Genomic DNA, 21,013 nt, shown 5'->3' with positions numbered 1-21,013 from the left:
TTTGCAGGTAGACAATAAACCGGTTGACCGAGTGGCCGATGGCGCCCAGTTCGTCTTCGGCGCGGATGGTGATGCGTCGGGTCAGGTCGGCGTCGCCGGTAGACAGCGCATCGATATTGCTTTTCAGCGTGGTCATGCGCTGCACCAATTGGCGGATCGCGTACACCGCGAGCAGCACCAGCAGCAACACCATGGGGATTTGCAGCAGGGCCAGGGTACCCAGTACATCATCGCGCTGGGCAGTGATCAGCGAGGTGGGCAGGGCGGTGGCGAGGAACCACGGCGTGCCTTCAATCGGGCGCATGTAAAAGGTGCTGGCGACGCCGCCGTTGTCGAACTCACTGCGCTGCAACGCTTGGTTGCGCTGGGCCAGGGCTTTGCTGACCTGGGCGGCGAAGGCCGATGTGCCAGTCAGCTCGCTGATGTTTTTCAACACCACCGGGCTGCTGATGCGCGAGCTGTTGCTGATGATCTTGCCGTCGCCTTCAACGATCAGCATTTGCCCACCGATGTCTTTTTCCTTGCTGGCCACCAACTCATTGAAGAAGCCCAGGGTCACATCGATGGTCGCCACGCCATAGGCGGCACCGTCGCGCTGGATCGCCATGGCACAGTTGGTGCGTGGCTCCTGGCTGGCGTCGTCCTTGTAGGCCGCCGCCCAGGCGCATTGGCCGCGAGGTGAAGCGAGCCCGCCTTTGTACCAACTCTGGTCGTAGTAATTGGGGGCCGGGTCGCTGTTCCAGAAGGTATTGACCGTCAGCTTGCCCGAAGCATCACGGTGCCAGAACGTACTGTGTTTGTTGCGCCCGGGGGTGCGCTGGTTGGGAAGCGGCCAGATGCCACCACCGAAGACTTTCAGCTCGCCGTACTGGTCGACCAGGCCAGGCAGGACCTTGTCGATGGCATCGCTGTCGAGCAGGGGAATGGTTTGGGTGATAGTGCGTTGTTGGGCCTGAACCTTGTTCAGCTCGCCCTGGATCTGTTCGGCGACTTCGCTGATGCGGTTGAGCACCACTTGTTCTTCGGTATGGCGCAGCGTGGGTGCGACCAGTTGGCCGATGCCGACGATGGTCAACACAAACAACACCAGGACGAACAGCACCAGAAACACGGTATAGCGGGCTTGGATAGAGCGCAGTGGGGGCATGGGATCGTCCTTACGAAGCGTTTGTTATTCACGCGGCTTTATTAGAGCTTCGTCGGGCTATCGGCTTGGCGAGCCAGAGCTTTAGGTACGATCGTACAAGAAAGTTGGAGCGCCGCTTCAGGGCGCTCCGGGGTGTTCAGATGTTCAGCATCGCCATCACCGTTTCGGGATAACGCAGGCCGACCGTGGCATCGGCCGCAAACACCGCCTCCAGCGCCGCCAATTCACTCGGGCTGAGGCGCACCTCCAGCGCCGCGACGTTCTCTTCCAGGTACTTGCGTCGCTTGGTCCCCGGAATGGGGATGATGTAGTCGCCTTGCGCCAACACCCAGGCCAGCGCCAGTTGCCCGGCGCTGACCCCCTTGTCCCGCGCCAGGGCCTGCACCTGTGTCACCAGTTGCAGGTTCTTCGCGAAATTCTCGCCTTGGAAGCGCGGGCTTTGGCGGCGATAGTCGTCGGCGTCGAAATCGTCCGGGCTTTGCAGTGCGCCGGTGAGAAAGCCGCGGCCCAACGGGCTGTAGGGCACAAACGCAACGCCCAGGCGCTGGCAGGCGGCGAGGCAGCCGTTGTCTTCCTGGTCGCGGCTCCACAGCGAATATTCGCTTTGCAGGGCGCTGATGGGGTGGACCTTGTGCGCCCGCTCCAGGGTGGCCGCCGACGCTTCGCTCAGGCCCAGGTAACGCACCTTGCCTTGCTTGACCAGTTCAGCCATGGCCCCGACGGTTTCTTCGATGGCCACTTCGGGGTCGATGCGGTGTTGGTAGTAGAGGTCGAGGGTCTCCACGCCGAGGCGGCGCAAGGTGCCGTCGATGGCGTTGCGGATGTACTCGGGGCGCCCGTCGACACCGCGCAGCGTCGGGTTGGCCGGGTCGCGCACGATGCCGAACTTGCTGGCCAGGAACACCTGGTCGCGCTTGCCGACGATGGCTTTGCCGATCAGCGCTTCGTTGGTGTGCGGGCCGTACATGTCGGCGGTGTCGAGGAAGTTCACCCCCAGCTCCAGGGCGCGATGCAGGGTCGCGGTGGCCTCCGTGGTGTCGGTGCCGGGGGTGTAGAAATCGGTCATGCCCATGCAGCCGAGGCCGATGGCAGAGACGTGGGGGCCGTTTTTACCGAGTTGACGTGTGTGCATGTGTTAAACGCCTGGGGTGGGAAGGGCTCCATTGTTATCCTCGACAGAATTGGGATAAACCGGCTAAAACAGTTATCACTATTCGGATTATCTAAATAATCATCAGCGAGGGGCCCGGGTTTTGGACCGTTTTAATGCAATGCGCGTGTTTACCCGGATTGTCGAACTGGGCGGCTTCGCCAAGGCCGCAGACAGCCTGCAAATGCCGCGCGCTTCGGTGACGGTGCTGATCAAGCAATTGGAGGCGTATCTGGGGGTGCAACTGTTGCAACGCACCACGCGCCAGGTCAGCCCCACGCTGGACGGCGCTGCGTATTACCAGCGTTGCGTGCGTTTGCTGGCCGACCTGGAGGAGACCGAGGCGGTATTTTCCACCCGTCGGCAAGACCCGCGCGGCACCTTGAGCGTGGACATGCCGTCGGGCATTGGGCGCTGCATCGTGATTCCCGCATTGCCGACGTTCACGGCGCGCTACCCGCATATCGAACTGGAAATCGGCCTGAATGATCGCCCGGTGGATCTGATCCGCGAAGGTGTGGACTGTGTGCTGCGTGGTGGCCCGGCGCTGGATGAGTCGCTGGTGGCGCGACCTTTGGCGATGCTTGAGCAGGTAACCCTGGCCAGCCCCGCTTACCTGGCGCGCATGGGCGTGCCCGAGTGCTTTGAAGACCTGGTGCATCACCAGATGGTCGAGTACGTATCGAGCACCACTGGCAAGCGCTATGGCCTGGAATTTGAAGTGGGGACCGAGTTGCGCCCGATCAACCTGGCCAAGAGCGTCGCGGTTAACAGCGCCGACGGTTACTTTGCGGCATGTGAGGCCGGGTATGGCTTGATCCAGGCCCCGCATTACCATGCCCTGCGCCAGTTGGCCGAGGGGCGGCTGGTCGAGGTGTTGCCCCGGTTGACGGTACCCGCAATGGCACTGACGGCGCTGTATCCGCCGCACCGCCAGCTGTCCCTGCGGGTACGTGTGTTTGTGGATTGGCTGGTGGAGCTATGCGCCACTCCAGGCCTTGGACTGAGGCGATGACTGCGACGCCGCTGGCGGCTACACGAATATGCGCAAGTCGCCTGGATAGTCCTTGTGGCCCAACGGCTTGCTCGGGTCAGGGGCTGGAACCTTCGCGGCGTAGCCCATGCTTGGCATGGGTTTGACGTTATTGAACACGCCGATCGCCGTACTGCCCGTCATTTCGGCGAGCCCCGGCACCGCTTCGGATGTCTTCATGTGCGACATGCCTACCAGGGCCACCCATTTTTCGCCGTTGGAAGTGGCTTCGATGGTTTTGGTCGCGTAATAGTTGAACTCTCGAAGCCGTTGTTCAGAGCCGAAGCCGGTCTTGGTGGGGCCGTAAAGTGCCTTAACATCCTTGTGCCGGGTGAGGTAATAGTGGTCGAGTGGCACGATCTCGATGCCGTTGGCTTCCAACTTGGCCTTGAGTTCCTTGAAGCTTGGCGATGTGCGCGGCTTGCCTGTGCGTCCGAGCATGCTGATACCGTCATCCTGAAGGCCGTCGGGTAAATCCGGCCGAGACAGCAGCCCTTCCATATACACGCGCTTGACGCCCTCTTTTTTCAACGTTTGCGCATTATCGAACAGGGTCTTGAAGCTGGCCATTTCGTGATGCAGTTCGCCCAGTACCACGCCGTTCGAGGTCTTGAGTGCTTGCGAGAGCAGCTCAGCCGGCGGTATCGGCTTGGTGACCGTTGGAATAGGCGGGCGCGGGGGCATGTTGGTGCCGATCTTGGCGTAATGGTCAAACAGCTCCTCGACGAACTTTTTCATCGTTTCGAACTTGGTATCGGGCTTGAAGTGATCAGGTTCCAGCTTGCCTTTCATGGCGGTGGCATATTCCCCTTCGGGTAACGGCTTTCTGGCACGCGGCGGGCGTTGGCTGACGCTGTACGGCGTGACGCGGCTTTTGCGCGACGGGGAAGAGGCGACGGGCGACGGCGCCAGCGTGTAGGAGGGCTGGAAGTCCTGGATCGGCCCGCCGTAGGGTTGGTTTTTTACTGGGTCATAGGCGTACCAGTTGTCGTTGTGGTGAATCGCGACGGTTTCAATGGTTTGGTCGGCCGACTTGAAGGTGCCGATTGAGGCCGCGCCATGGGCCTGGCTGGCCTTGATCAAATCGTAGCTGCCGTTTGCGCCTTTGAGTGTGCTCATGGTTTTTTCGGCTAATGCTCCGGTGGCATTGCCCAGCGCTTGCGCGCCCTTGAACAATTGCTTGCCGGTTTTACCTGTTATTCGTGCGGCACCTATCAGCAGGTCGCCCATGCCATCCAGCGGGTTGAGGGCGCCGATGGCCGCGGCCCCGATCACCTTCGCGCCCTTGATATATTTCGTACCGGCAGACACGGCGGCGGACCCCAACTTGCCTAACTTGCCCACAGTGCCCGCACCGGCGGTCAAGAAACTGAAGAGGTCCAGGCCCAGATCCAATGCGCCGTCGGCGATATTGCCCTGGGAAAAGTTGACGATCGCGGACCTGAACGGGATCAGGTTCAGAAAGAACTCGCGCGCGTTGTCTTGTGCCTGTAGTTGCCGCTCGTGGGGGGTTGTGCCCATTGCTTCCTGTTTGATTGCGGGGTTGTCGTAGTCAAGGTGCTCGACAAAGGCATTGGCGATGAGGTGGCTGCGGGCGCTGGAAAAACTGTCAGGCAGTGCAGGCCCTGTCGACGGGCGTTCAGCTTGCGCGGCGTCACCGCCGGCTTTGGGTTTGAACTCGGTTTGCCGGATTTGCCGGTTGCCGTCTTGCCATGTCACGTCTTTCAAGTCGATGTAGTTGTCTTTGCGCGTGATCTTGAGGTTCTGGATATCCAACTGGTAAATCGAGCGTTGGCCCTCTTGCTCGACCTTGAAACTCAGCACCAGGTTTTTTGCCGTCACCTTGTTACCGTCGTAGGTGGACTCGTGGAAAAACCTGATGTTTCCCGTCTCCAGCCGCTTGCGGTCTTCCAGTGGCAGTTGTGAAATCAGGTGGCGTACCGTGGTGGCAATCGCACTTTTGCGCGTGTCGATGGCCTTGGTGAACTCGCTGTCGAACGCCTGGAACGAACTGCGTGCCGGGCTATTGTTGAACTTGTCGAGCGGGATGCGCTTATCGGAGGTCTTCCATTTGCCCAGGGGGCTTTGCCCCATAGCCACATCGAGCATTGAAAAATACAGGCCTACGGGCCGCAGGTTGGGGTCATAGAGTGGCTGTGGGCCCTGCTTGTACGCTTCGTCCAGCTGCAGGAGCGGTTTTTCAAACAGTGCCGGGTCCATTTCGGGAAACGCTTGCTTGAGCTTTGCCAGCGCGACCCCTTTGCGCGTGGGGAGGTCGGTATTGATTGACTCACTGGCGGCCAGGCGCTGGTTTTGCTGGTCATCGAAGGCGGCCCTGACCCTCTCCAGTTGTTGCGGGGTGTAAACGCCATCAACTGATTTTTGCAACACGCCACTGACTATTCCCCACTCGATCAAGTTCGCTTGCAGCGCATGCTCGGGGGCGGGTTCGGGGATTTGATCGGCGCGCTGCATGACCTGCGCGTAGGTCATCTTTGCCGACGCGCCAAGCGCTTCTTGCTCCACCTTTGCCACCGCCATGCAGAACGTGGTGTGGGCTTGGCTGCCGTATACGATCTGATCGGGGATGTCCTTGACCAGAAAAGCCGGCGCAACGCGGCTGAGCAACAGGTGTGCGGCCAACGGTGCCGTGGCAGGGGTGGCTTTGCCGGTGGCAACGAGGTGGTTTTTCAGGCCTTCAAGCACGCTCGAGACCGGCTTGCCCCAGTGTTGCTCTTGTGCCCAGTCGAAACCGGCCACGCGGGTCCTGCCGGGCTGGCGGACTGACTCGCGATCGAGCCCCAGTTGGATAGCGCTCAGCACGTATTCGGACAGGCTGTCAGGGGTGGCAATACCCCCCAACTTTGTCTGGATCGCGAGGCCCAGCGCCTCGGCCCTTGGTGACTTGAGCAGTTTTTCGATGGCGTTGTGCGGGTCCTGCAGCTCCTGGCTGGAGAGCGGCGTCTGCTCCAGCAAGTAATCCAGCGCCCCTTTGCGTCGGTCGGCAAGGGGCAGGCCGGCAAGCCCGGCGCTGTTGCGGTCTATCGTGTCGCTGATCGCCCGTTGTTGGGCGGCATCCAGCGGCACGGGCCAGGACAGGCCGCCGCCGGCATTGCCTACCAAGGGGGCCAGCGCTTTTTGATCCAACCTGTCTCGCAGGGCAATGGCCTGCGCCAGACTGGTCGGGAGTTGGAAGCCCAGGCGGGTGATGACTTGCGCCACGCTGGGGTTGGAAAGCGGTTTATCGGGGTAGGACGAGTCGGGGGCAATCGGCATCGTCCAATTGTGCAATGCACTGGATATGGTTTGCGCGGAGGTCGAATCGGTCCACAGCAGCGCAATACCACGGATGTGGTTGGCCAGTTGGCGCAGGTTCTCCTGGTCGGCGGCTGCGATTTTAAAGCCTTCTGCGGGAGGAGTGTGGGTCGGTGTATCGGCGTGGCGGACGGGAGACTGTGCACGATTCGGTTGGTGGGCTGACGCTGCGGCGTTCGTCATAACACCCGGAATATACGCAGAGAGGGGAAAGAGGATCATGTGGGTGACTCAATGGCGTAGTGCCCAAACATCCGTGGGATTGGAGTGTGTAGCTTCTTTCCGTGATGGGCTCTAGCTAGGTGAGTGCAGGAGGGAGGAGGGTTCCGCGCAAACGGTCAGAAGGCGTTTCGAATGTTTGATGCGGGCGCGCAGGCTGAAGGGCTCGCGGGTTCATCAATCAGGCAGCCGATATGCCAAAGCCTGTCATCGCCTGTAACATGGTGGCCTGCTGACTGCGGCCTATGCCCGCGAGTGGGCATGTGTGGTGATACACCGCGGATACATTCTCAAGATTCAGGAACTGTCATGACTCAAAAGCAACGCTTGAAATATTCGATTCTGATTTCCCTGGTGGTGCTGGGGACGATGTTTGGCCTGTCCTACTTGCAGAACACTGGGGTGATCAGCGAGAAGACGTTCCAGTACATCGCGATCGGCGTGGCCGTCACCGTGGTGGTGATCAACGGCATCATGCGCCGCAAGGTCAAGCCCAACTTCTGAGTCAGGCGCGGCCTTCGAGTACTTTGGCAGCCTCTTCATGGAGGCTGTAGCTTTTGTCCGCATTGAGGGTGATCACGCCCTCGCTGCATAGGCGCTTGAGCACTTCACGCACGCTGAGAAACGACAGCGGAATGCCCAACTCCAGCAAATGGCTGTGCACGCCGCGTACCCCGAGGGTGCGCTGGTTGTCGGCAGCGGTGAGCAGGGCGTCGATGACCTTCAGCCGGATCAGGCTGGTACGCAGGCCAAAATACTTGAGCAAGTGGCGGATACGCTGGTTGCCGTGCTGCTCGGGCGCCTTGCCGAACGCTTGGCCGCCGCGGCCGAACGAGGCATCGGCGGCGGGTGAGTGTCCATCCGTGGGCAGTTGCGAGTTGTACATGCAATAAAACTCCTTATCAGAGCCTGATCAGGAAAATGAGCGCTCTTGGTTAATAAGACGTACGAGCGACAGAAATCATGAAGTTCCAGATGTAGAAATTTTGTCGGTATCGCTTTTGTCACATTGCGGCCCTCTTCGATAAACCCCGTTGTCGCCTAAATTTTTCCGGGTTTTTTGCGTCCTTACGGTGGGGTAACTACCCCTTGCGAGGGTGTTCAATTTGACTGTGGAGTCGGCGTGATTATGTCCAACGGGTTGTCCAGGGTATGTGTGGCAGGGGTGTTGCTGGGGTTGAGCCTGGCGGCATCGGCACGGGAGGCGGTGACGCCGGCGTCGGCAGAGATCCGGCGTACCGGGTACGGCGTGCCCCATATCCGTGCCAATGATGAACGTGGCCTGGGCTACGGCATCGGTTATGCGTATGCCCAGGACAATCTGTGCCTGCTGGCCAACGAAGTGGTCACGGTGAACGGGCAGCGGTCGCGCTTCTTCGGCCCGGACCAGGCGACGCTGGAGGAACGCAACAACCTGGCCAGCGATGTGTTTTTCACCTGGCTGAACACGCCAGAGGCCGTCGCGGCCTTCTGGAACGCACAAACCCCGCAGATCCGGCAGCGGGTCGAGGGGTACGTGGCGGGCTACAACCGTTATCTGAAAGAACACGGCGCGCCAGCTCAGTGCCAGGCGGCGTGGGTACGGGCGATCACCGCGCAAGACGTGGTGAAGCTCACCCGGCGTTTGCTGGTCGAAGGTGGGGTGGGGCAGTTTGCCGAAGCGTTGGCGGGTGCCACGCCGCCTGCCGTGACCGCCGGGGTACAGACCCGTGCCCTGGGCTTTGAGCGGGTTGCCGCCAATCAACAGCGCTTTGCCCTGGACCGTGGCAGCAACGCGGTAGCGGTCGGCCGTGACCGTTCGTTCAATGGCCGCGGCATGTTGTTGGCCAACCCGCACTTTCCGTGGGTGGGTGGCATGCGTTTTTATGAGATGCACCTGACCATCCCCGGACAACTGGACGTGATGGGCGCAGCATTGCCCGGCCTGCCGTTGATCAATATCGGTTTCAACCAGCACCTGGCCTGGACCCATACGGTCGACACGTCCAAGCACTTCACCCTGTATCGCCTGACCCTGGACCCCAAGGATTCCACGCGCTATCTGCTGGATGGCAAATCGATCGCGCTGGATAAAACCGCGGTAACGGTGCAAGCCAGGCAGGCCGATGGCAGCCTTAAAGCCGTGTCCCAGACGCTTTACAGTTCCCAGTTCGGCCCGGTGGTGCAATGGCCCGGCAAGCTTGATTGGGACCAGCACCACGCCTTTAGCCTGCGTGATGCCAACCTCGGCAATGATCGCGTGCTGCAACAGTGGTACGCGATGAACCGCGCCGCCAATCTCAAGGAACTGCAAACCTCGGTGCATACCTTGCAGGGTATCCCGTGGGTCAACACGGTGGCGGCGGACGACCAGGGTCAGAGCCTGTACATGAACCTGTCGGTAGTGCCCAACGTCAGCCAGGCCAAGCTCGCCCAATGCAGCGATCCGCGTGCCGGCCTGCAACTGATCGTGCTCGACGGCGCCCACAGCGCCTGCGCCTGGGACATCGACCCGCGTGCAGCCCAGGCCGGGATCTTCGCCGCTGATCAACTGCCGCAACTGGAACGCAGCGACTATGTGCAGCACTCCAATGACTCGGCCTGGCTGGCCAACCCCAAGGCGCCGTTGAGCGGCTTTTCGCCAGTGATCAGCCAGGACCACATCGGCCTCGGCTTGCGTGCGCGTTTCGCCGTGCAACGCCTGCAATCGCTGGAGAGCAAGCCCATCGGCGTCGCTGATCTGCAACATATGGTGATGGACAACGAGGTGTACCTGGCCGGCCAGGTGATGCCCGACCTGATGGCATTTTGCGCCAAACACCTGGGCGCCGATGCCGTGGTCTTGCAGCCGCTGTGCACCAGCCTGAAAAACTGGGACCAGCACGCCAACCTCGACAGCGGCGTGGGCCTGGTGCACTTCATCAACCTGATGGAACGCCTGCAGCAGATCCCCGACGCCTGGCGCGTCGCCTTTGACCCGACGCAGCCGTTGACCACGCCCCGCGGCGTGGCCATCGAGCGCGCACCCGTCGTCACGGCGCTGCGCGAAGCGATGCTGGCGTCCACCGCCGACGTGGCCAAGCTCGGTTTGACGGCCAACAGCCGCTGGGGCGATGTGCAAGTCAGCGGGCAGACCCCGATCCACGGCGGCCCCCAGGCGCTGGGCATCTACAACGCCATGCAAACCGTGCCGCGCGCCGATGGCAAACGGGAAGTGGTCAGTGGCAGCAGCTACCTGCAAATCGTCACCTTCGACGACACCGGCCCCCATGCCCAGGGCTTGCTCGCGTTCTCCCTGTCCAGCGACCCTGCATCCACGCACGCCAAGGACCAGACCCAGGCTTTCTCGCAGAAAAAACTCAGCCCGCTGCCATTCACCGACGCTCAGATCAAGGCCGACCCGCAGTACCGGCAACAACTGATCCAGGAGTAGGGCAGGCGCGCAACCCCTTGATAGCGCTGCGAAATATTTTTGAAATCAAGGGGTTGCACGCTTTGGTAAATGCGTACATAATGGCGCCCATCGAACGCAACGAAGCATTAAAAACTTCAATGTATTCAATCAGTTAGAGTAGAGGCAGGCTTCATTAGCCCACTCAAGTTTGCATGCGGTGAGTGCCAGTGTTCAGGGCATTGATCGTTTGAGGCCGAGTAGCAAAATGGTTATGCAGTGGATTGCAAATCCACCTACGCCGGTTCGATTCCGACCTCGGCCTCCACTCTTGAAAACCCCGTAGATTAGCGTCTACGGGGTTTTTTATTGCCTTGGATAAAGTTTTATCGCCGCAACATAGCCACCCCCAACAGGGAGCCCTGAACCACCTGTATTCATTCAAATACAAACCCTACCAACGCGTTACACGATAGCCGTGACGCCCTCGACTTGCAGTTGTCATAACACTCGCGAAACAAATATTGCCAAGTGAGAGTGTTGTCATGAAGTTGAATTACCTGACCAAGGCCGCCGTCGTGGTCGCCTTGTTGTCCACGTTATCGGGTTGCTGGATGTTCATGCCACCACCAGGTGGTGGTGGTGGTGGTGGTGGGCACGGTCAAGGTGGTGGGCATGGTGGCCCAGGCTTTGGGGGTGGCGGTGGTCCGCGTTAAGTAGCCAGTCAAGGGAGCAAGCTGTCATGGCTTGCTCCCTTTTTCATGTGGCCAAAGTGTATTCCCCGATCCACCCCCAGCTGTACGGGGCGGTCGGCGCTGCAAACCTCTACTGTCACAGGCCTGTCACCCCGCGCCTGGATGCTCTGTCATGTTCATGTCTACCAGCCTGCTGTCAGCCTTTGTGCTGTTCGCCTTTGTGTCTTCGATTACACCCGGTCCCAACAACACCATGTTGTTGGCGTCGGGGGTGAACTTCGGCTTTCGTCGCTCGATGCCCCACGCGCTGGGGATCAGTATCGGCTTCATGTTGCTGGTGATTGCGGTCGGCCTGGGGCTGGGGGAAGTGTTCAAGGTGTTGCCGTGGGCGTACACGTTGCTGCGCTATGTGGGCGCGGCCTACCTGTTGTACCTGGCGTGGAAGATTGCGACGTCCGGCGGCATGTCCGAGAGCAATGACGAGCACGGCAAACCTATGACTTTTCTCGGCGCCGCGGCGTTTCAGTGGGTCAATCCCAAGGCGTGGATCATGGCGCTGGGCGCGATCACCACCTACACGCCTGCGGAGGGCTATGTCACCAACGTGCTGGTGATTGCCCTGGTGTTTGCCGTGGTCAACCTGCCCAGTGTGTGCGTCTGGGTCGTCTGCGGCAGCGGGCTGCGCAATGTGTTGCGCGAGCCGCGCCTGTTGCGGGTGTTCAACGGGTCAATGGCCGGGCTGCTGGTGCTGTCGTTGTACCCGATGCTGTTTGCCAGCTGAGCGCATTAGACCGGCGATATAGTCGCCAACAGGCCGATGCCGATGGTCAGCACTAAAAAGCCGAACAGGAAAATTGCCATCTTGGTCATAAGGCCTCCGAAGGGAAGGGGGCGTCAGGAAGAGTCCTGCCGCGCTCGACAAGGGTGTCGGGAGTGGCGCCATTGTCTCTTTGCAGGCGCTTTCGATACAGAGGCAGATAGCAAAGAAAAAACCGTATCAGATGCACTTGCGAGCGCTCGGCCACGGGTTTTGCGGGCAGGCGGTTTTCTCAAGATCAGGCATAAACCGGCTGTTTAAATCGTTGTATGTACCGCGCCGATTGCTGATCGGTCGCGCGCAGCCTATCCTGGCGTCCGCGCAGATCCTGGATCACTGGATGCCACGATTTCGCCGTTTTGGTGCGCCAATCCTCTAAGATGGCGCCCACTGCATCAACAATAAAAGTGGGCTAACCCTCGATGGAAAGACGCCAGTTCAGCGGTGGCATGAAAGGCAAGAACCTGCGCTACCTGAATGACCCCTCCCAACAGCCGTCGCCGGTCACCCGCGTCGGTTTTTTGCTACTCGAACATTTTTCCCTGCCGGCCTTCACCCAGACCCTCGACACCCTGGTCACCGCCAACCTGCTGCGCCCCGATCTGTTTGCCTCGCGCACCTTTGGCTGGGGCGACGGCGAAGTGATCAGCGACCTGGGCCTGGTGATCCGCCCGGATGCGCGCCTGGATGTGGCGGCGTTGCACGACCTGGAATTGTTGGTTATCTGCGGTGGCTTTCGCACCGAACTCAAGGCTGGCGAAGACTTCATCCACGTGTTGCGCACGGCTGCCGAACACGGGGTGGGTCTGGCGGGACTGTGGAATGGCTCGTGGTTCCTTGGCCGCGCGGGATTGCTGCAGGGCTATCACTGCGCCATCCACCCCGAGCACCGTCCCGCGTTGGCGGAAGTGTCGAAAGCGGCGCAGGTCACCAGCGAACCCTTTGTGATCGATCGCGACCGGCTCACCGCATCCAGCCCTTCGGGGGCCTTCCACATGGCCCTGGACTGGATCAAAAGCCTGCACGGCAAAGCGCTGGTCGAAGGTATCGAGGACATCCTGGCGTTTGAAGAGTCACGCTACCGGCGCATCAAGCCGACTGAAAACATCAGCGTCAGCGCACCGTTGCGCGAGGTGGTCAAGCTGATGGACGCCAACCTCGAAGAGCCCCTGGAACTGGACCAGCTGGCGGTCTACGCCGGTCGTTCGCGACGCCAGCTGGAGCGCCTGTTCAAGGAACAACTGGGCACCACGCCGCAGCGCTACTACATGGAACTGCGCGTCACCGAGGCGCGGCGGTTGCTGCAGCACACGGAGTTGTCCCAGGTGGAAGTGTTGGTGGCGTGCGGGTTTGTATCGCCGAGCCACTTCAGCAAGTGCTACAGCTCCTACTTTGGCTACCGCCCGTCCAAGGAGAAGCGGCTGGTCAAGTAGAGCAGATGTTGCAGGTTCCATGGTTGAGGGGAAATGTCTCTACCAACAGTACCGCCGCCTTCGCAGCCTCGCTAAAGCTCGACACCACAGAGGACTAGCAGTGTCTGGGCGATCTCCAGCCGAGCGCTGACAGCCCGGCAACACCAATCAACTGTGGGAGCGGGCTTGCCCGCGAAAGCGGTGTATCAGGCAATACATCCCCCTCAGAACCGCCCCAATCGGTAAGCCCCACACTGCGCTGAGTCACCTTTCCACAGCTTCACCATCCACTCTGCCGTCACCGCCGCCTGCGTCAGCCCCAAATGCTGATGCCCAAACGCAAGCAGCACTTTGCCCTCACACACCCGATCAATAATCGGTAGAGAGTCCGGCAGCGAAGGCCGGAAACCCATCCACGGCGTGGCATCCGTCACGCTCAGTGGCTGGCGGAACAACCCGTCACTCAACCGATGCAACTGCCAGGCGCGCTGCATGTTCGCGGGGCGATCAAGCCCGGCGAATTCCACCGTGCCGGCCAGGCGCAAGCCGCCCGCCATCGGCGTCATGATGAATTTGCGTTCCAGCGAGGTGACCGCAAACGGCAGGCGCTGCGTTTCCTGGGGCAGCATCAGGTGATAGCCACGCTCGGTGTCCAGCGGGACCTGTTTACCGGTCAAGGCCGCGGTCAGTTTGGCCGAATGCGCACCGCAGGCGATCAACACCTGGCGCGCCGTCAGCTTGCCCTGGTCGGTCAGCAACGCGACGCCTGCGCCTTCAAGGCGGGCATCCATTACACGCTGCTGGAGAAACGTCACACCGCTGGCCCTGGCCGCCTCCACCAACTCGCACACCACCCGATAAGGGTCTACAAAGTGCCCGGTCGCCGGGAAAAACAACCCGCCGCGTATACCCTCGCTCAACTGCGGCGCAGCCTCGCGTATGGCACTGCCGGTCCACGCCTGCACAGGCACGCCTTGCTGTTGCATACGCTGTTGCAGCGCGTCGAGGGCGGCTTGGGATTCGGCGCGTTCAAATACCAGCAACGAGCCATTTTCATGCAACAACCCTGGGCGTTCGATGCTCTGCAACAAACGCTGCCAGGCGCCCAGGCTGCCTTCGTTCAGCGCGCGGATGCCCGCCACGGTGCGCCGGTAGCTGGCCGGACGCAGGTTGAGCAGCAGGCGGATAAACCACGGCAGCGCGCGGGGCAGGTATTTCCAGTCCAGGCGCAGCGGGCCCATGGGGTCCAGCAGCATCGCGGGCAGGCGCTTGAGGATCGACACGTCGGCAATCGGGAAGACTTGCTCGGTTGCCAAGTGGCCGGCGTTGCCCCACGAGGCGCCCATGCCCGGTGCCTGTTGGTCGACCACCACCACACGCTGGCCTTGACGCGCCAGTTGCAGGGCACAGGCGACGCCGACGATACCGGCGCCGACCACTATGATGTCGGGTTCGGGCATGGCCTAGACCTCCCTCGAACCGTCGAGCAGGCGGCGCAACAGCAGCGGGTTGCCTGCCTGGAGCGCGCTGGGCAGCAACTCGTCGGGAAAATCCTGGTAGCACACCGGGCGCAGGAACCGCTGGATCGCCGCGGTGCCCACCGACGTGCTGCGCGAATCCGACGTAGCCGGGAAGGGCCCGCCGTGGACCATGGCGTCACACACCTCCACGCCGGTCGGCCAGCCATTGACCAGCAGGCGCCCGGCCTTACGTTCAAGTACCGGCAGCAGGGCCTTGGCACGTGCCAGGTCGGCCTCATCCAGGTGCAAGGTCGCGCTGAGCTGGCCTTCCAGGTGTTCGCTGACCTGGCGCACCTGCTCATCGTCGGCACACACCACCACCAGCGACGCCGCACCGAACACTTCGGCCTGCAACTGCGCATTGCTCAAAAACTCGCTCGCCTGGGTCACAAACAGGTGCGCCTGGCCTTGGTTCGGCCCAGTCGCCCCCAGACCTCTGGCAACCACCTCGGCGTGTTCAGCCAGGGCGCCGACACCTGCCTCGTAAGCCTGGAAAATACCGGGCGTGAGCATGGTCTGCGCCGGGCATTGCGGGAGCAAGGCCCGCGCGGTGCTGACGAAGCGCTCCAGCGCCGGGCCCTGGACGGCCATCACCAGGCCGGGATTGGTACAAAACTGCCCGGCGCCCTGGGTCAGCGACGCCACAAACCCTTTGGCCAAGCTCTCTGCCCGTGCCTCGAGGGCCGCAGCAAACAGGTACACCGGGTTGATCGAACTCATCTCGGCATACACCGGAATCGGCTCGGGCCGCGCCTGGGCCGCCTGGGTCAGCGCCACGCCGCCGCTGCGCGAGCCGGTAAAACCCACCGCCTTGATACGTGGGTCGGTGACCAGCGCAATTCCCACTTCGCGCCCGGCCCCATACAGCAGCGAAAACACGCCCTCAGGCAAACCGCAGTCCTTGACCGCCTGGGCCACGGCACGTCCCACCAGCTCACTGGTGCCAGGGTGGGCGCCGTGGGCCTTGACGATCACCGGGCAACCGGCGGCCAATGCCGAGGCGGTATCGCCGCCCGCCACCGAAAAGGCCAAGGGGAAATTGCTCGCGCCAAACACCGCCACCGGGCCCAGCGCGATATGCCGCTGACGCAGGTCCGGGCGCGGCAGGGGTTGGCGTTGCGGCTGGGCGCTATCGACCCGCACATCCAGCCATTCCCCGGCACGCACGGTGCGGGCGAAGGTACGCAGCTGCGCGCAAGTGCGCCCGCGTTCGCCGCTGATACGCGCTTGCGGCAGGCCGGTTTCGGCCATCGCGCGCTCGATCAAGGCATCGCCCAGCGCTTCGATTTGCGCGGCGATGGCTTCCAGAAAACGGGCGCGCGCCTCCAGTGAAGTTTCGCGATAACCATCAAAGGCGGCCCACGCCAACGCGCAGGCCTGGGCCACCTGTTCAGCATTGCCACCGGCATAGGCCGGTTCCAAGGGGGTGTCGGTGGCGGGGTTGATCGCCCGGATCGCATCGCGATTGCCGCAAAGGGAGTGCTGACCGATCAGCATCGTGCCCGTCAGAGTCATGGGGTTGTCCTGGAAAAAAGAGGGTTGGCCGCTGCGCAAAGCACAGCGGCGCACGAGGCTTCAGTTGAAGTTCTGCTCAGCCGACCAGTTGGCGTACCACTGGCGGAACAGTGCGTACTGGTTCTCGGCATAACGGCGCTGGGCGTCGCTCAACACGTCCGTCTCGTTGAAGTGCAGCGCGTAGCCCTGGTCACCGTTGAGCACCATCAGGTGCTTGTAGTACAGCACCAGGTCGCAACCTTCATCGAAGGATGACAACACCGCCAGTGCGGCCTCCAGCTCGCGGGCCAGGCGCCGGGCCTTGGCATCGCCCTTGGCCGCCTGTTTGCTCAGGGCCACCAGTTGCAGGACTTCGCGGGGCAGGGCGTTGCCGATGCCGGTGATGGCGCCGGTGGCGTTGCAGTTGACGAAACCATGCACCACCTGGGTGTCGACGCCGACCATCAAGGTCACGCTGTCATCCTGGGAGGTGATGTGTTCCGCCGCGTAGCGCAGGTCCGCGCCACCGCCGAACTCCTTGAAGCCGATCAGGTTCGGGTGTTCACGACGCAGTTCGAAGAACAGCTCAGCGCGGGTCGCAAAACCGTAGTACGGGCTGTTGTAGATCACTGCCGGCAGGTTGGGCGCGGCCTTGAGGATCGCCGAGAAGTGCGCTTTTTGCGCCGTGGCGGACGCACCGCGGGACAACACACGCGGGATCACCATCAAACCGTGGGCGCCGACCTTGGCCGCGTGGGCCGCATGGGCCACTGCCTCACGGCTGTTCACCGCACCTGTGCCAACGATGGTCGGCACGCCCGCGGCCACCAGGCGCGCCACGCCTTCCTGACGCTCGGCCTCGGTCAGCAGCGGCCAGTCGCCCATCGAGCCGCAATACACCACCGCGCTCATGCCCGCGTCGATCAACTCGCGGCCCTTGGCGACCAGCGCGTCGAAGTCCGGCTTGCGCGCAGCGGTGCACGGGGTCATCAGCGCGGGAATGCAGCCGGTGAAGATGTTGTCGCTCATTGTTCTAACTCCTTGGAACGTTCAAATGGATGGGGCCTTAGATGCCCCAGGCGAAAGGGTCCTGCGCGTCGATCAGCAAGGTGCTGTCGGCGGTCATGTAGGCGCGGCCGGTGATGAATGGGCGCACGCGTTCGCCGTCCCATTCGTAGCGGCCTTCGAATTGGCTGCCGGTGATGCTCGCTTGCAGCCAGGTTTCACCGGGTGCGAGTTTTCCATCGGCGGCCAGGCATGCCAGCTTGGCGCTGGTGCCGGTGCCGCAGGGCGAGCGGTCGTAAGCCTTGCCGGGGCACATCACGAAATTGCGGCTGTCGGCCGTGGCGTCATCGGCGAACAGTTCTATATGGTCGATCAGCGCCCCGTCGGCGCCGTGGATGCCCTGGGCTTCGAGGGCTTTGAGCATCGCCCAGGTGTAGTCGGTGAGGGCGTCGACGTTGTCCATTTGCAAGCGTTGGCCGTGTTCCGAGACCAGGAAGAACCAGTTGCCGCCCCAGGCGACGTCGCCCAGGACCCGGCCATGGCCCGGCACATCGACCGCCACCTGCTGACGATGCCGATACGCCGGTACGTTGCGCAGGGTGACGGCGCCGTCCGCGTGCAACGTGGCGGCGACCGGGCCGACCGGCGTGTCGATGGTGTGCACGCCGGGGGCGATGCGCCCCAGGTGATGCAACGACGCCACCAGCCCGATGGTGCCGTGGCCGCACATGCCCAGATAACCGGCGTTGTTGAAGAAGATCACACCACAGGTCGCGCCGGGTGTGACCGGCGCGCAATACAGCGCGCCGACCAGCACATCATTGCCGCGCGGTTCCAGCAGGCAGGCGCGCCGCCATTGATCGTGCTCGCTGCGCAGGTTGTCCAACTGCGCGGCGATGGAGCTGCCGCTCAGGGCCGGGAAGCCGTCCAGGATCAGGCGCGTGGGTTCGCCGCCGGTGTGGGAGTCGATGACGTGCAAGCGCTTCATAAAAGCCTCCATTCAGTGAGTGGCCGGGGCCAGCGTGGTGGCGTAGTGAGCGTCGCCGACGGTTTCGCTTTCAGCGTCGTCGGACTCCAGGTGCACCAGATACGCCGGTACGCCGGTCGCCGCGCCCCAGTAGTAAATGCCCAGGGCGCAGACGGCGACCACAACGGTGTCGAGGGGGTGACCGATGGCGCCGATGCCGCCAAAACTGCCGAGTTTGGAGAGCAGGATCATGGCCGCGTAGAAGCCGATCAGCCACGCAGAAGAACGCACTTGCTGTTTGAGATTGAGGTGCGCGGTCGGCACCCAGCGGGCGCACAGCAGGTACACCACGAACATCAGGATTTGCAGGCCCAGCAGCCAGGACACTGTGCTCCAGCCGGACCAGTACACAATCAACGCAGCGATGATGAACGACAGCGGGCCCAGCACTGCCATGCCCTTGACCCGGAACGGACGCGCCATATCGGGGGCATTGCGGCGCAGCGCGGCGACCGTCACCGGGGCGACTGCGTAACTGAGGATCAGCGCGGCGGAGACCACATTGATCAACGCTTCCCAGGAGGGGAACGGCAGGGTCCAGAACACCGACAAGCCGAACGTCAGCCACAGCGCCGGGCGCGGGATACCGGACTTTTCATCGATACGCGTGAAGATCTTGAAAAACGTGCCGGTCTGCGCCCAGCCGTAGACCACCCGCGGCGTGGCGTTCATGTAGATATTGCCGCAGCCGCTGGGGGAGATCACCGCGTCGGCCACCACCAGGTACGCCAGCCAACCGACACCCAGGGCCAGGGCGATATCGCGGTACGGCAGGGCCAATTGCTTGCTGATCCCGGCCCAGCCATCGGCGAGCATCTCGGTAGGCACGCCGCCGAGGAACGCGGTTTGCAGCAGCACGTAGATCGTCGTCGACAGCAGCACCGAGAGAATCAACGCGATGGGAATCGTGCGTTGCGGGTTCTTCACTTCGCTGGCCACCGAGATGATCGGCGTCAGCCCCAGGTAAGCGAAAATCACCCCACCGGCCGACACGGCCATCTCGATACCCGACAGGCCAAACGGCGCGAAGCCATGGGCCTGGAAATTCGCCGGCTTGAAGAAGGTGAACAGCACGCCAATCACCAACAGCGGCACGATGAACTTGAATACGCTGACCAGGTTGTTGGCGATGGCGAAGGTCTTCACGCTGCGGTAATTGAGGATGAAAAACACGCACAGCAGGGCCAATTGCACCAACCAGCCGAGGGTGGTCGGGTCGCTGGAACCGGCTTTGGTCAGCTCGGGAAACCACGCCGCCGCATATTGACGCGAGGCGACCACTTCAATCGCCACCAGGCTGGAAAACGCGATCAGCGTGATAAAGCCCATCAGGTAGCCCAGCAACGGGCCGTGGGAATACACCGGGTAACGCACCACGCCACCAGCGCGGGGCAGGGCGGCGCCGAGTTCGCAGTACACAATGCCCAACAGCAGCACCGCGAAACCGCCGATCAGCCAGGAGATGATCCCCGCAGGGCCGGCGATGGCCGACACGTGGCTGGCCGCAAACAACCAGCCGGAACCGAAGATGGCACCCAGGCCGATAAAGGTGAGATCCATCAGTGAAAGTTGTTTCTTGAACTTGCCTTGACCTGACATAGCGTCGCCTTCTTGTGAGTTATTGGATAGGCATGCAGTGGCCATAGCGTGAACTCACGAGGGGCGGCGCGATTGATGTTTTTTGCGTGCATGAATGACGAAATCGGCACAGTTGGCGTCGCTCGACAGCGCTCCAGGCATGGTGCAATCTGCTACGCGTCGAGGGGTTCAACGAAGGGATAAACACAGATGATGCCGACCGCGTTTGCGACCCTTTGCCAAGGCAGTGAGGTGAATCGTCCCCACACCATCGAGCAGTTATTGGCCGGCATGGTGCAACTGTTGCCGATGCTGGATGTGATCCCCAATGCGGCGATTTTCATCAAGGACACCAGGGCCCGCTACGTGCTCGCCAACCGTACATTGGTGCAACGTTGCGGCCTCAAGCAGTTGCAACCGCTGCTCGGCAAGACCAGCGCTGAAGTGTTTCCCGCGCAACTGGGGCCGGGCTACACCGAACAGGACCGGCGCGTGCTGGAGCAGGGATTTGTCCTCGAAGACCAGTTGGAACTGCACCTGTACGGCACTCGCGAAGCGGGTTGGTGCCTGACCCACAAATGGCCGCTGTACAACCACGAGGGCGCGATCATCGGCCTCGGCGGTATCTCGGTGGACCTGCAATCGGCGAGTGAAACCCACCCGGCGTATCAGCGCCTGGCAGCGGTGGACGAATACATCCGCACGCACTTCAACCGCCGCGTAACCCTGGGTGAGCTGACTCAGATCGCCGGGATTTCCGTGGCGCAACTGGAGCGCTACTGCAAGCGCGTGTTCCACCTCACGCCCCGCCAGATGATCCAGAAAGTGCGCCTGGAACACGCCCACCGCTTGTTGCACACCGACCTGGCGATTACCGAAGTGGCCTTGCAGTGCGGCTACACCGACCACAGCGCGTTCACCCGCCAGTTCAAGGCATCCACCGGATTCACCCCACGGCAGTACCGCGACGGCTTGTAGTGAGCGGGCTTGCCCCGCGCTGGGTGGCGAAGCCGCCCCAAACGGGACGCCGCGGTGTGTCTGAAAGACCGAGGTGCCCGGATTCAGGGCGGCTTCGCCACCCAGCGCGGGCAAGCCCGCTCACTACAGTTTGTTGACCGTGCCGTATTGGCTACAGGCTGATCGCCGCGCGTGATTGCGCATCGCAACAACACCCGCCCGATTTCGAACTGCGCATCGCAATGCAACGATTGGCGCGCAGCCCCCTCATATG

At 62.1% G+C, this 21,013-nt stretch carries 15 protein-coding genes, 1 tRNA gene and 2 pseudogenes; 9 read left to right on the top strand and 9 right to left on the bottom strand.

Annotated elements, in window-relative coordinates; all coding sequences use genetic code 11:
• Positions 1-13 precede the first annotated feature (13 nt).
• Positions 14-1,147 (bottom strand): annotated as a pseudogene (locus AC3ISR_RS14960) (HAMP domain-containing protein); the annotation flags it as partial.
• 136 nt (positions 1,148-1,283) lie between these two features.
• Positions 1,284-2,279 carry an aldo/keto reductase gene (locus AC3ISR_RS14955; RefSeq protein WP_192300443.1) on the bottom strand — a complete coding sequence of 332 codons (996 nt, stop codon included), beginning with the start codon at positions 2,277-2,279 and terminating at the stop codon, positions 1,284-1,286.
• Between the two features lie 121 nt (positions 2,280-2,400).
• Between AC3ISR_RS14955 and AC3ISR_RS14950 the strand changes: the two genes are divergently transcribed.
• Positions 2,401-3,312, top strand: coding sequence for a LysR family transcriptional regulator (locus tag AC3ISR_RS14950; RefSeq protein WP_192300442.1), 912 nt, complete (start codon positions 2,401-2,403; stop codon positions 3,310-3,312).
• 18 nt (positions 3,313-3,330) lie between these two features.
• On the opposite strand, the gene AC3ISR_RS14945 is transcribed toward AC3ISR_RS14950, so the two are convergent.
• A complete protein-coding gene (locus tag AC3ISR_RS14945; protein ID WP_489324341.1) occupies positions 3,331-6,867 on the bottom strand; it encodes a membrane-targeted effector domain-containing toxin in 3,537 nt (1,178 codons plus the stop codon).
• Between the two features lie 306 nt (positions 6,868-7,173).
• Here AC3ISR_RS14945 and AC3ISR_RS14940 point away from each other — a divergent pair, with 306 nt between their 5' ends.
• The gene (locus AC3ISR_RS14940) at positions 7,174-7,368 is read left to right on the top strand and encodes a hypothetical protein (protein ID WP_192300440.1); all 195 of its coding nucleotides are present in this window, start codon (positions 7,174-7,176) and stop codon (positions 7,366-7,368) included.
• 1 nt (position 7,369) lies between these two features.
• Here the strand turns inward: AC3ISR_RS14940 and AC3ISR_RS14935 are convergent, their stop codons facing one another.
• Positions 7,370-7,750 (bottom strand): fe2+ zn2+ uptake regulation protein, encoded by a 381-nt coding sequence (locus tag AC3ISR_RS14935; RefSeq protein WP_192300439.1) that lies wholly within the window; start codon positions 7,748-7,750, stop codon positions 7,370-7,372.
• A 237-nt stretch (positions 7,751-7,987) separates the two neighbouring features.
• Between AC3ISR_RS14935 and pvdQ the strand changes: the two genes are divergently transcribed.
• The 6 genes and pseudogenes from pvdQ to AC3ISR_RS14905 all read left to right on the top strand — a co-directional run bounded on the left by pvdQ (position 7,988) and on the right by AC3ISR_RS14905 (position 13,179).
• Positions 7,988-10,276, top strand: coding sequence for a bifunctional acylase PvdQ (pvdQ, locus tag AC3ISR_RS14930; protein ID WP_489324340.1), 2,289 nt, complete (start codon positions 7,988-7,990; stop codon positions 10,274-10,276).
• A gap of 212 nt (positions 10,277-10,488) precedes the next feature.
• Positions 10,489-10,562: transfer RNA gene (locus AC3ISR_RS14925), tRNA-Cys, on the top strand.
• 217 nt (positions 10,563-10,779) lie between these two features.
• On the top strand, positions 10,780-10,950 hold the full coding sequence (locus AC3ISR_RS14920; RefSeq protein ID WP_489324339.1) for a hypothetical protein: 171 nt from the start codon (positions 10,780-10,782) through the stop codon (positions 10,948-10,950).
• Between the two features lie 151 nt (positions 10,951-11,101).
• On the top strand, positions 11,102-11,710 hold the full coding sequence (locus tag AC3ISR_RS14915; RefSeq protein ID WP_192300436.1) for a LysE family translocator: 609 nt from the start codon (positions 11,102-11,104) through the stop codon (positions 11,708-11,710).
• Between the two features lie 304 nt (positions 11,711-12,014).
• Positions 12,015-12,125 (top strand): annotated as a pseudogene (locus AC3ISR_RS14910) (signal peptidase I); the annotation flags it as partial.
• A 70-nt stretch (positions 12,126-12,195) separates the two neighbouring features.
• Complete coding sequence (locus tag AC3ISR_RS14905) at positions 12,196-13,179, top strand: GlxA family transcriptional regulator (protein WP_192300540.1); 984 nt, start codon at positions 12,196-12,198, stop codon at positions 13,177-13,179.
• A 203-nt stretch (positions 13,180-13,382) separates the two neighbouring features.
• Here AC3ISR_RS14905 and AC3ISR_RS14900 read toward each other — a convergent pair whose 3' ends face one another.
• The 5 genes from AC3ISR_RS14900 to AC3ISR_RS14880 are packed head-to-tail and all read right to left on the bottom strand — an operon-like array spanning position 13,383 to position 19,803.
• The gene (locus AC3ISR_RS14900; protein WP_489324338.1) at positions 13,383-14,618 is read right to left on the bottom strand and encodes an NAD(P)/FAD-dependent oxidoreductase; all 1,236 of its coding nucleotides are present in this window, start codon (positions 14,616-14,618) and stop codon (positions 13,383-13,385) included.
• Between the two features lie 3 nt (positions 14,619-14,621).
• The gene (locus AC3ISR_RS14895; RefSeq protein WP_489324337.1) at positions 14,622-16,193 is read right to left on the bottom strand and encodes an aldehyde dehydrogenase (NADP(+)); all 1,572 of its coding nucleotides are present in this window, start codon (positions 16,191-16,193) and stop codon (positions 14,622-14,624) included.
• A 60-nt stretch (positions 16,194-16,253) separates the two neighbouring features.
• The gene (locus AC3ISR_RS14890) at positions 16,254-17,201 is read right to left on the bottom strand and encodes a dihydrodipicolinate synthase family protein (RefSeq protein ID WP_305390893.1); all 948 of its coding nucleotides are present in this window, start codon (positions 17,199-17,201) and stop codon (positions 16,254-16,256) included.
• Between the two features lie 37 nt (positions 17,202-17,238).
• Entirely contained in the window at positions 17,239-18,165 is a 927-nt protein-coding gene (locus AC3ISR_RS14885) for a 4-hydroxyproline epimerase (RefSeq protein ID WP_192300432.1), read from the bottom strand.
• Positions 18,166-18,177: 12 nt separating this feature from the next.
• Positions 18,178-19,803 carry an APC family permease gene (locus AC3ISR_RS14880; protein WP_463984767.1) on the bottom strand — a complete coding sequence of 542 codons (1,626 nt, stop codon included), beginning with the start codon at positions 19,801-19,803 and terminating at the stop codon, positions 18,178-18,180.
• 189 nt (positions 19,804-19,992) lie between these two features.
• Between AC3ISR_RS14880 and AC3ISR_RS14875 the strand changes: the two genes are divergently transcribed.
• Positions 19,993-20,760, top strand: coding sequence for a PAS domain-containing protein (locus tag AC3ISR_RS14875; protein WP_489324336.1), 768 nt, complete (start codon positions 19,993-19,995; stop codon positions 20,758-20,760).
• Positions 20,761-21,013: the final 253 nt, after the last annotated feature.

The organism is Pseudomonas sp. GL_117, from assembly GCF_057835125.1.
The sequence above is the reverse complement of the archived record's forward strand: the minus strand, read 5'-3'. Positions and strand labels throughout refer to the sequence as shown.

What these genes read in the sequence shown, in the direction of transcription:
- AC3ISR_RS14955 (WP_192300443.1), bottom strand. Translation starts at nt 2,279, where the DNA reads ATGCACACACGTCAACTCGGTAAAAACGGCCCCCACGTCTCTGCCATC.
- AC3ISR_RS14945 (WP_489324341.1), bottom strand. Translation starts at nt 6,867, where the DNA reads ATGATCCTCTTTCCCCTCTCTGCGTATATTCCGGGTGTTATGACGAAC.
- AC3ISR_RS14940 (WP_192300440.1), top strand. Translation starts at nt 7,174, where the DNA reads ATGACTCAAAAGCAACGCTTGAAATATTCGATTCTGATTTCCCTGGTG.
- AC3ISR_RS14935 (WP_192300439.1), bottom strand. Translation starts at nt 7,750, where the DNA reads ATGTACAACTCGCAACTGCCCACGGATGGACACTCACCCGCCGCCGAT.
- AC3ISR_RS14920 (WP_489324339.1), top strand. Translation starts at nt 10,780, where the DNA reads ATGAAGTTGAATTACCTGACCAAGGCCGCCGTCGTGGTCGCCTTGTTG.
- AC3ISR_RS14915 (WP_192300436.1), top strand. Translation starts at nt 11,102, where the DNA reads ATGTTCATGTCTACCAGCCTGCTGTCAGCCTTTGTGCTGTTCGCCTTT.
- AC3ISR_RS14905 (WP_192300540.1), top strand. Translation starts at nt 12,196, where the DNA reads ATGAAAGGCAAGAACCTGCGCTACCTGAATGACCCCTCCCAACAGCCG.
- AC3ISR_RS14900 (WP_489324338.1), bottom strand. Translation starts at nt 14,618, where the DNA reads ATGCCCGAACCCGACATCATAGTGGTCGGCGCCGGTATCGTCGGCGTC.
- AC3ISR_RS14895 (WP_489324337.1), bottom strand. Translation starts at nt 16,193, where the DNA reads ATGACTCTGACGGGCACGATGCTGATCGGTCAGCACTCCCTTTGCGGC.
- AC3ISR_RS14890 (WP_305390893.1), bottom strand. Translation starts at nt 17,201, where the DNA reads ATGAGCGACAACATCTTCACCGGCTGCATTCCCGCGCTGATGACCCCG.
- AC3ISR_RS14885 (WP_192300432.1), bottom strand. Translation starts at nt 18,165, where the DNA reads ATGAAGCGCTTGCACGTCATCGACTCCCACACCGGCGGCGAACCCACG.
- AC3ISR_RS14880 (WP_463984767.1), bottom strand. Translation starts at nt 19,803, where the DNA reads ATGTCAGGTCAAGGCAAGTTCAAGAAACAACTTTCACTGATGGATCTC.
- AC3ISR_RS14875 (WP_489324336.1), top strand. Translation starts at nt 19,993, where the DNA reads ATGATGCCGACCGCGTTTGCGACCCTTTGCCAAGGCAGTGAGGTGAAT.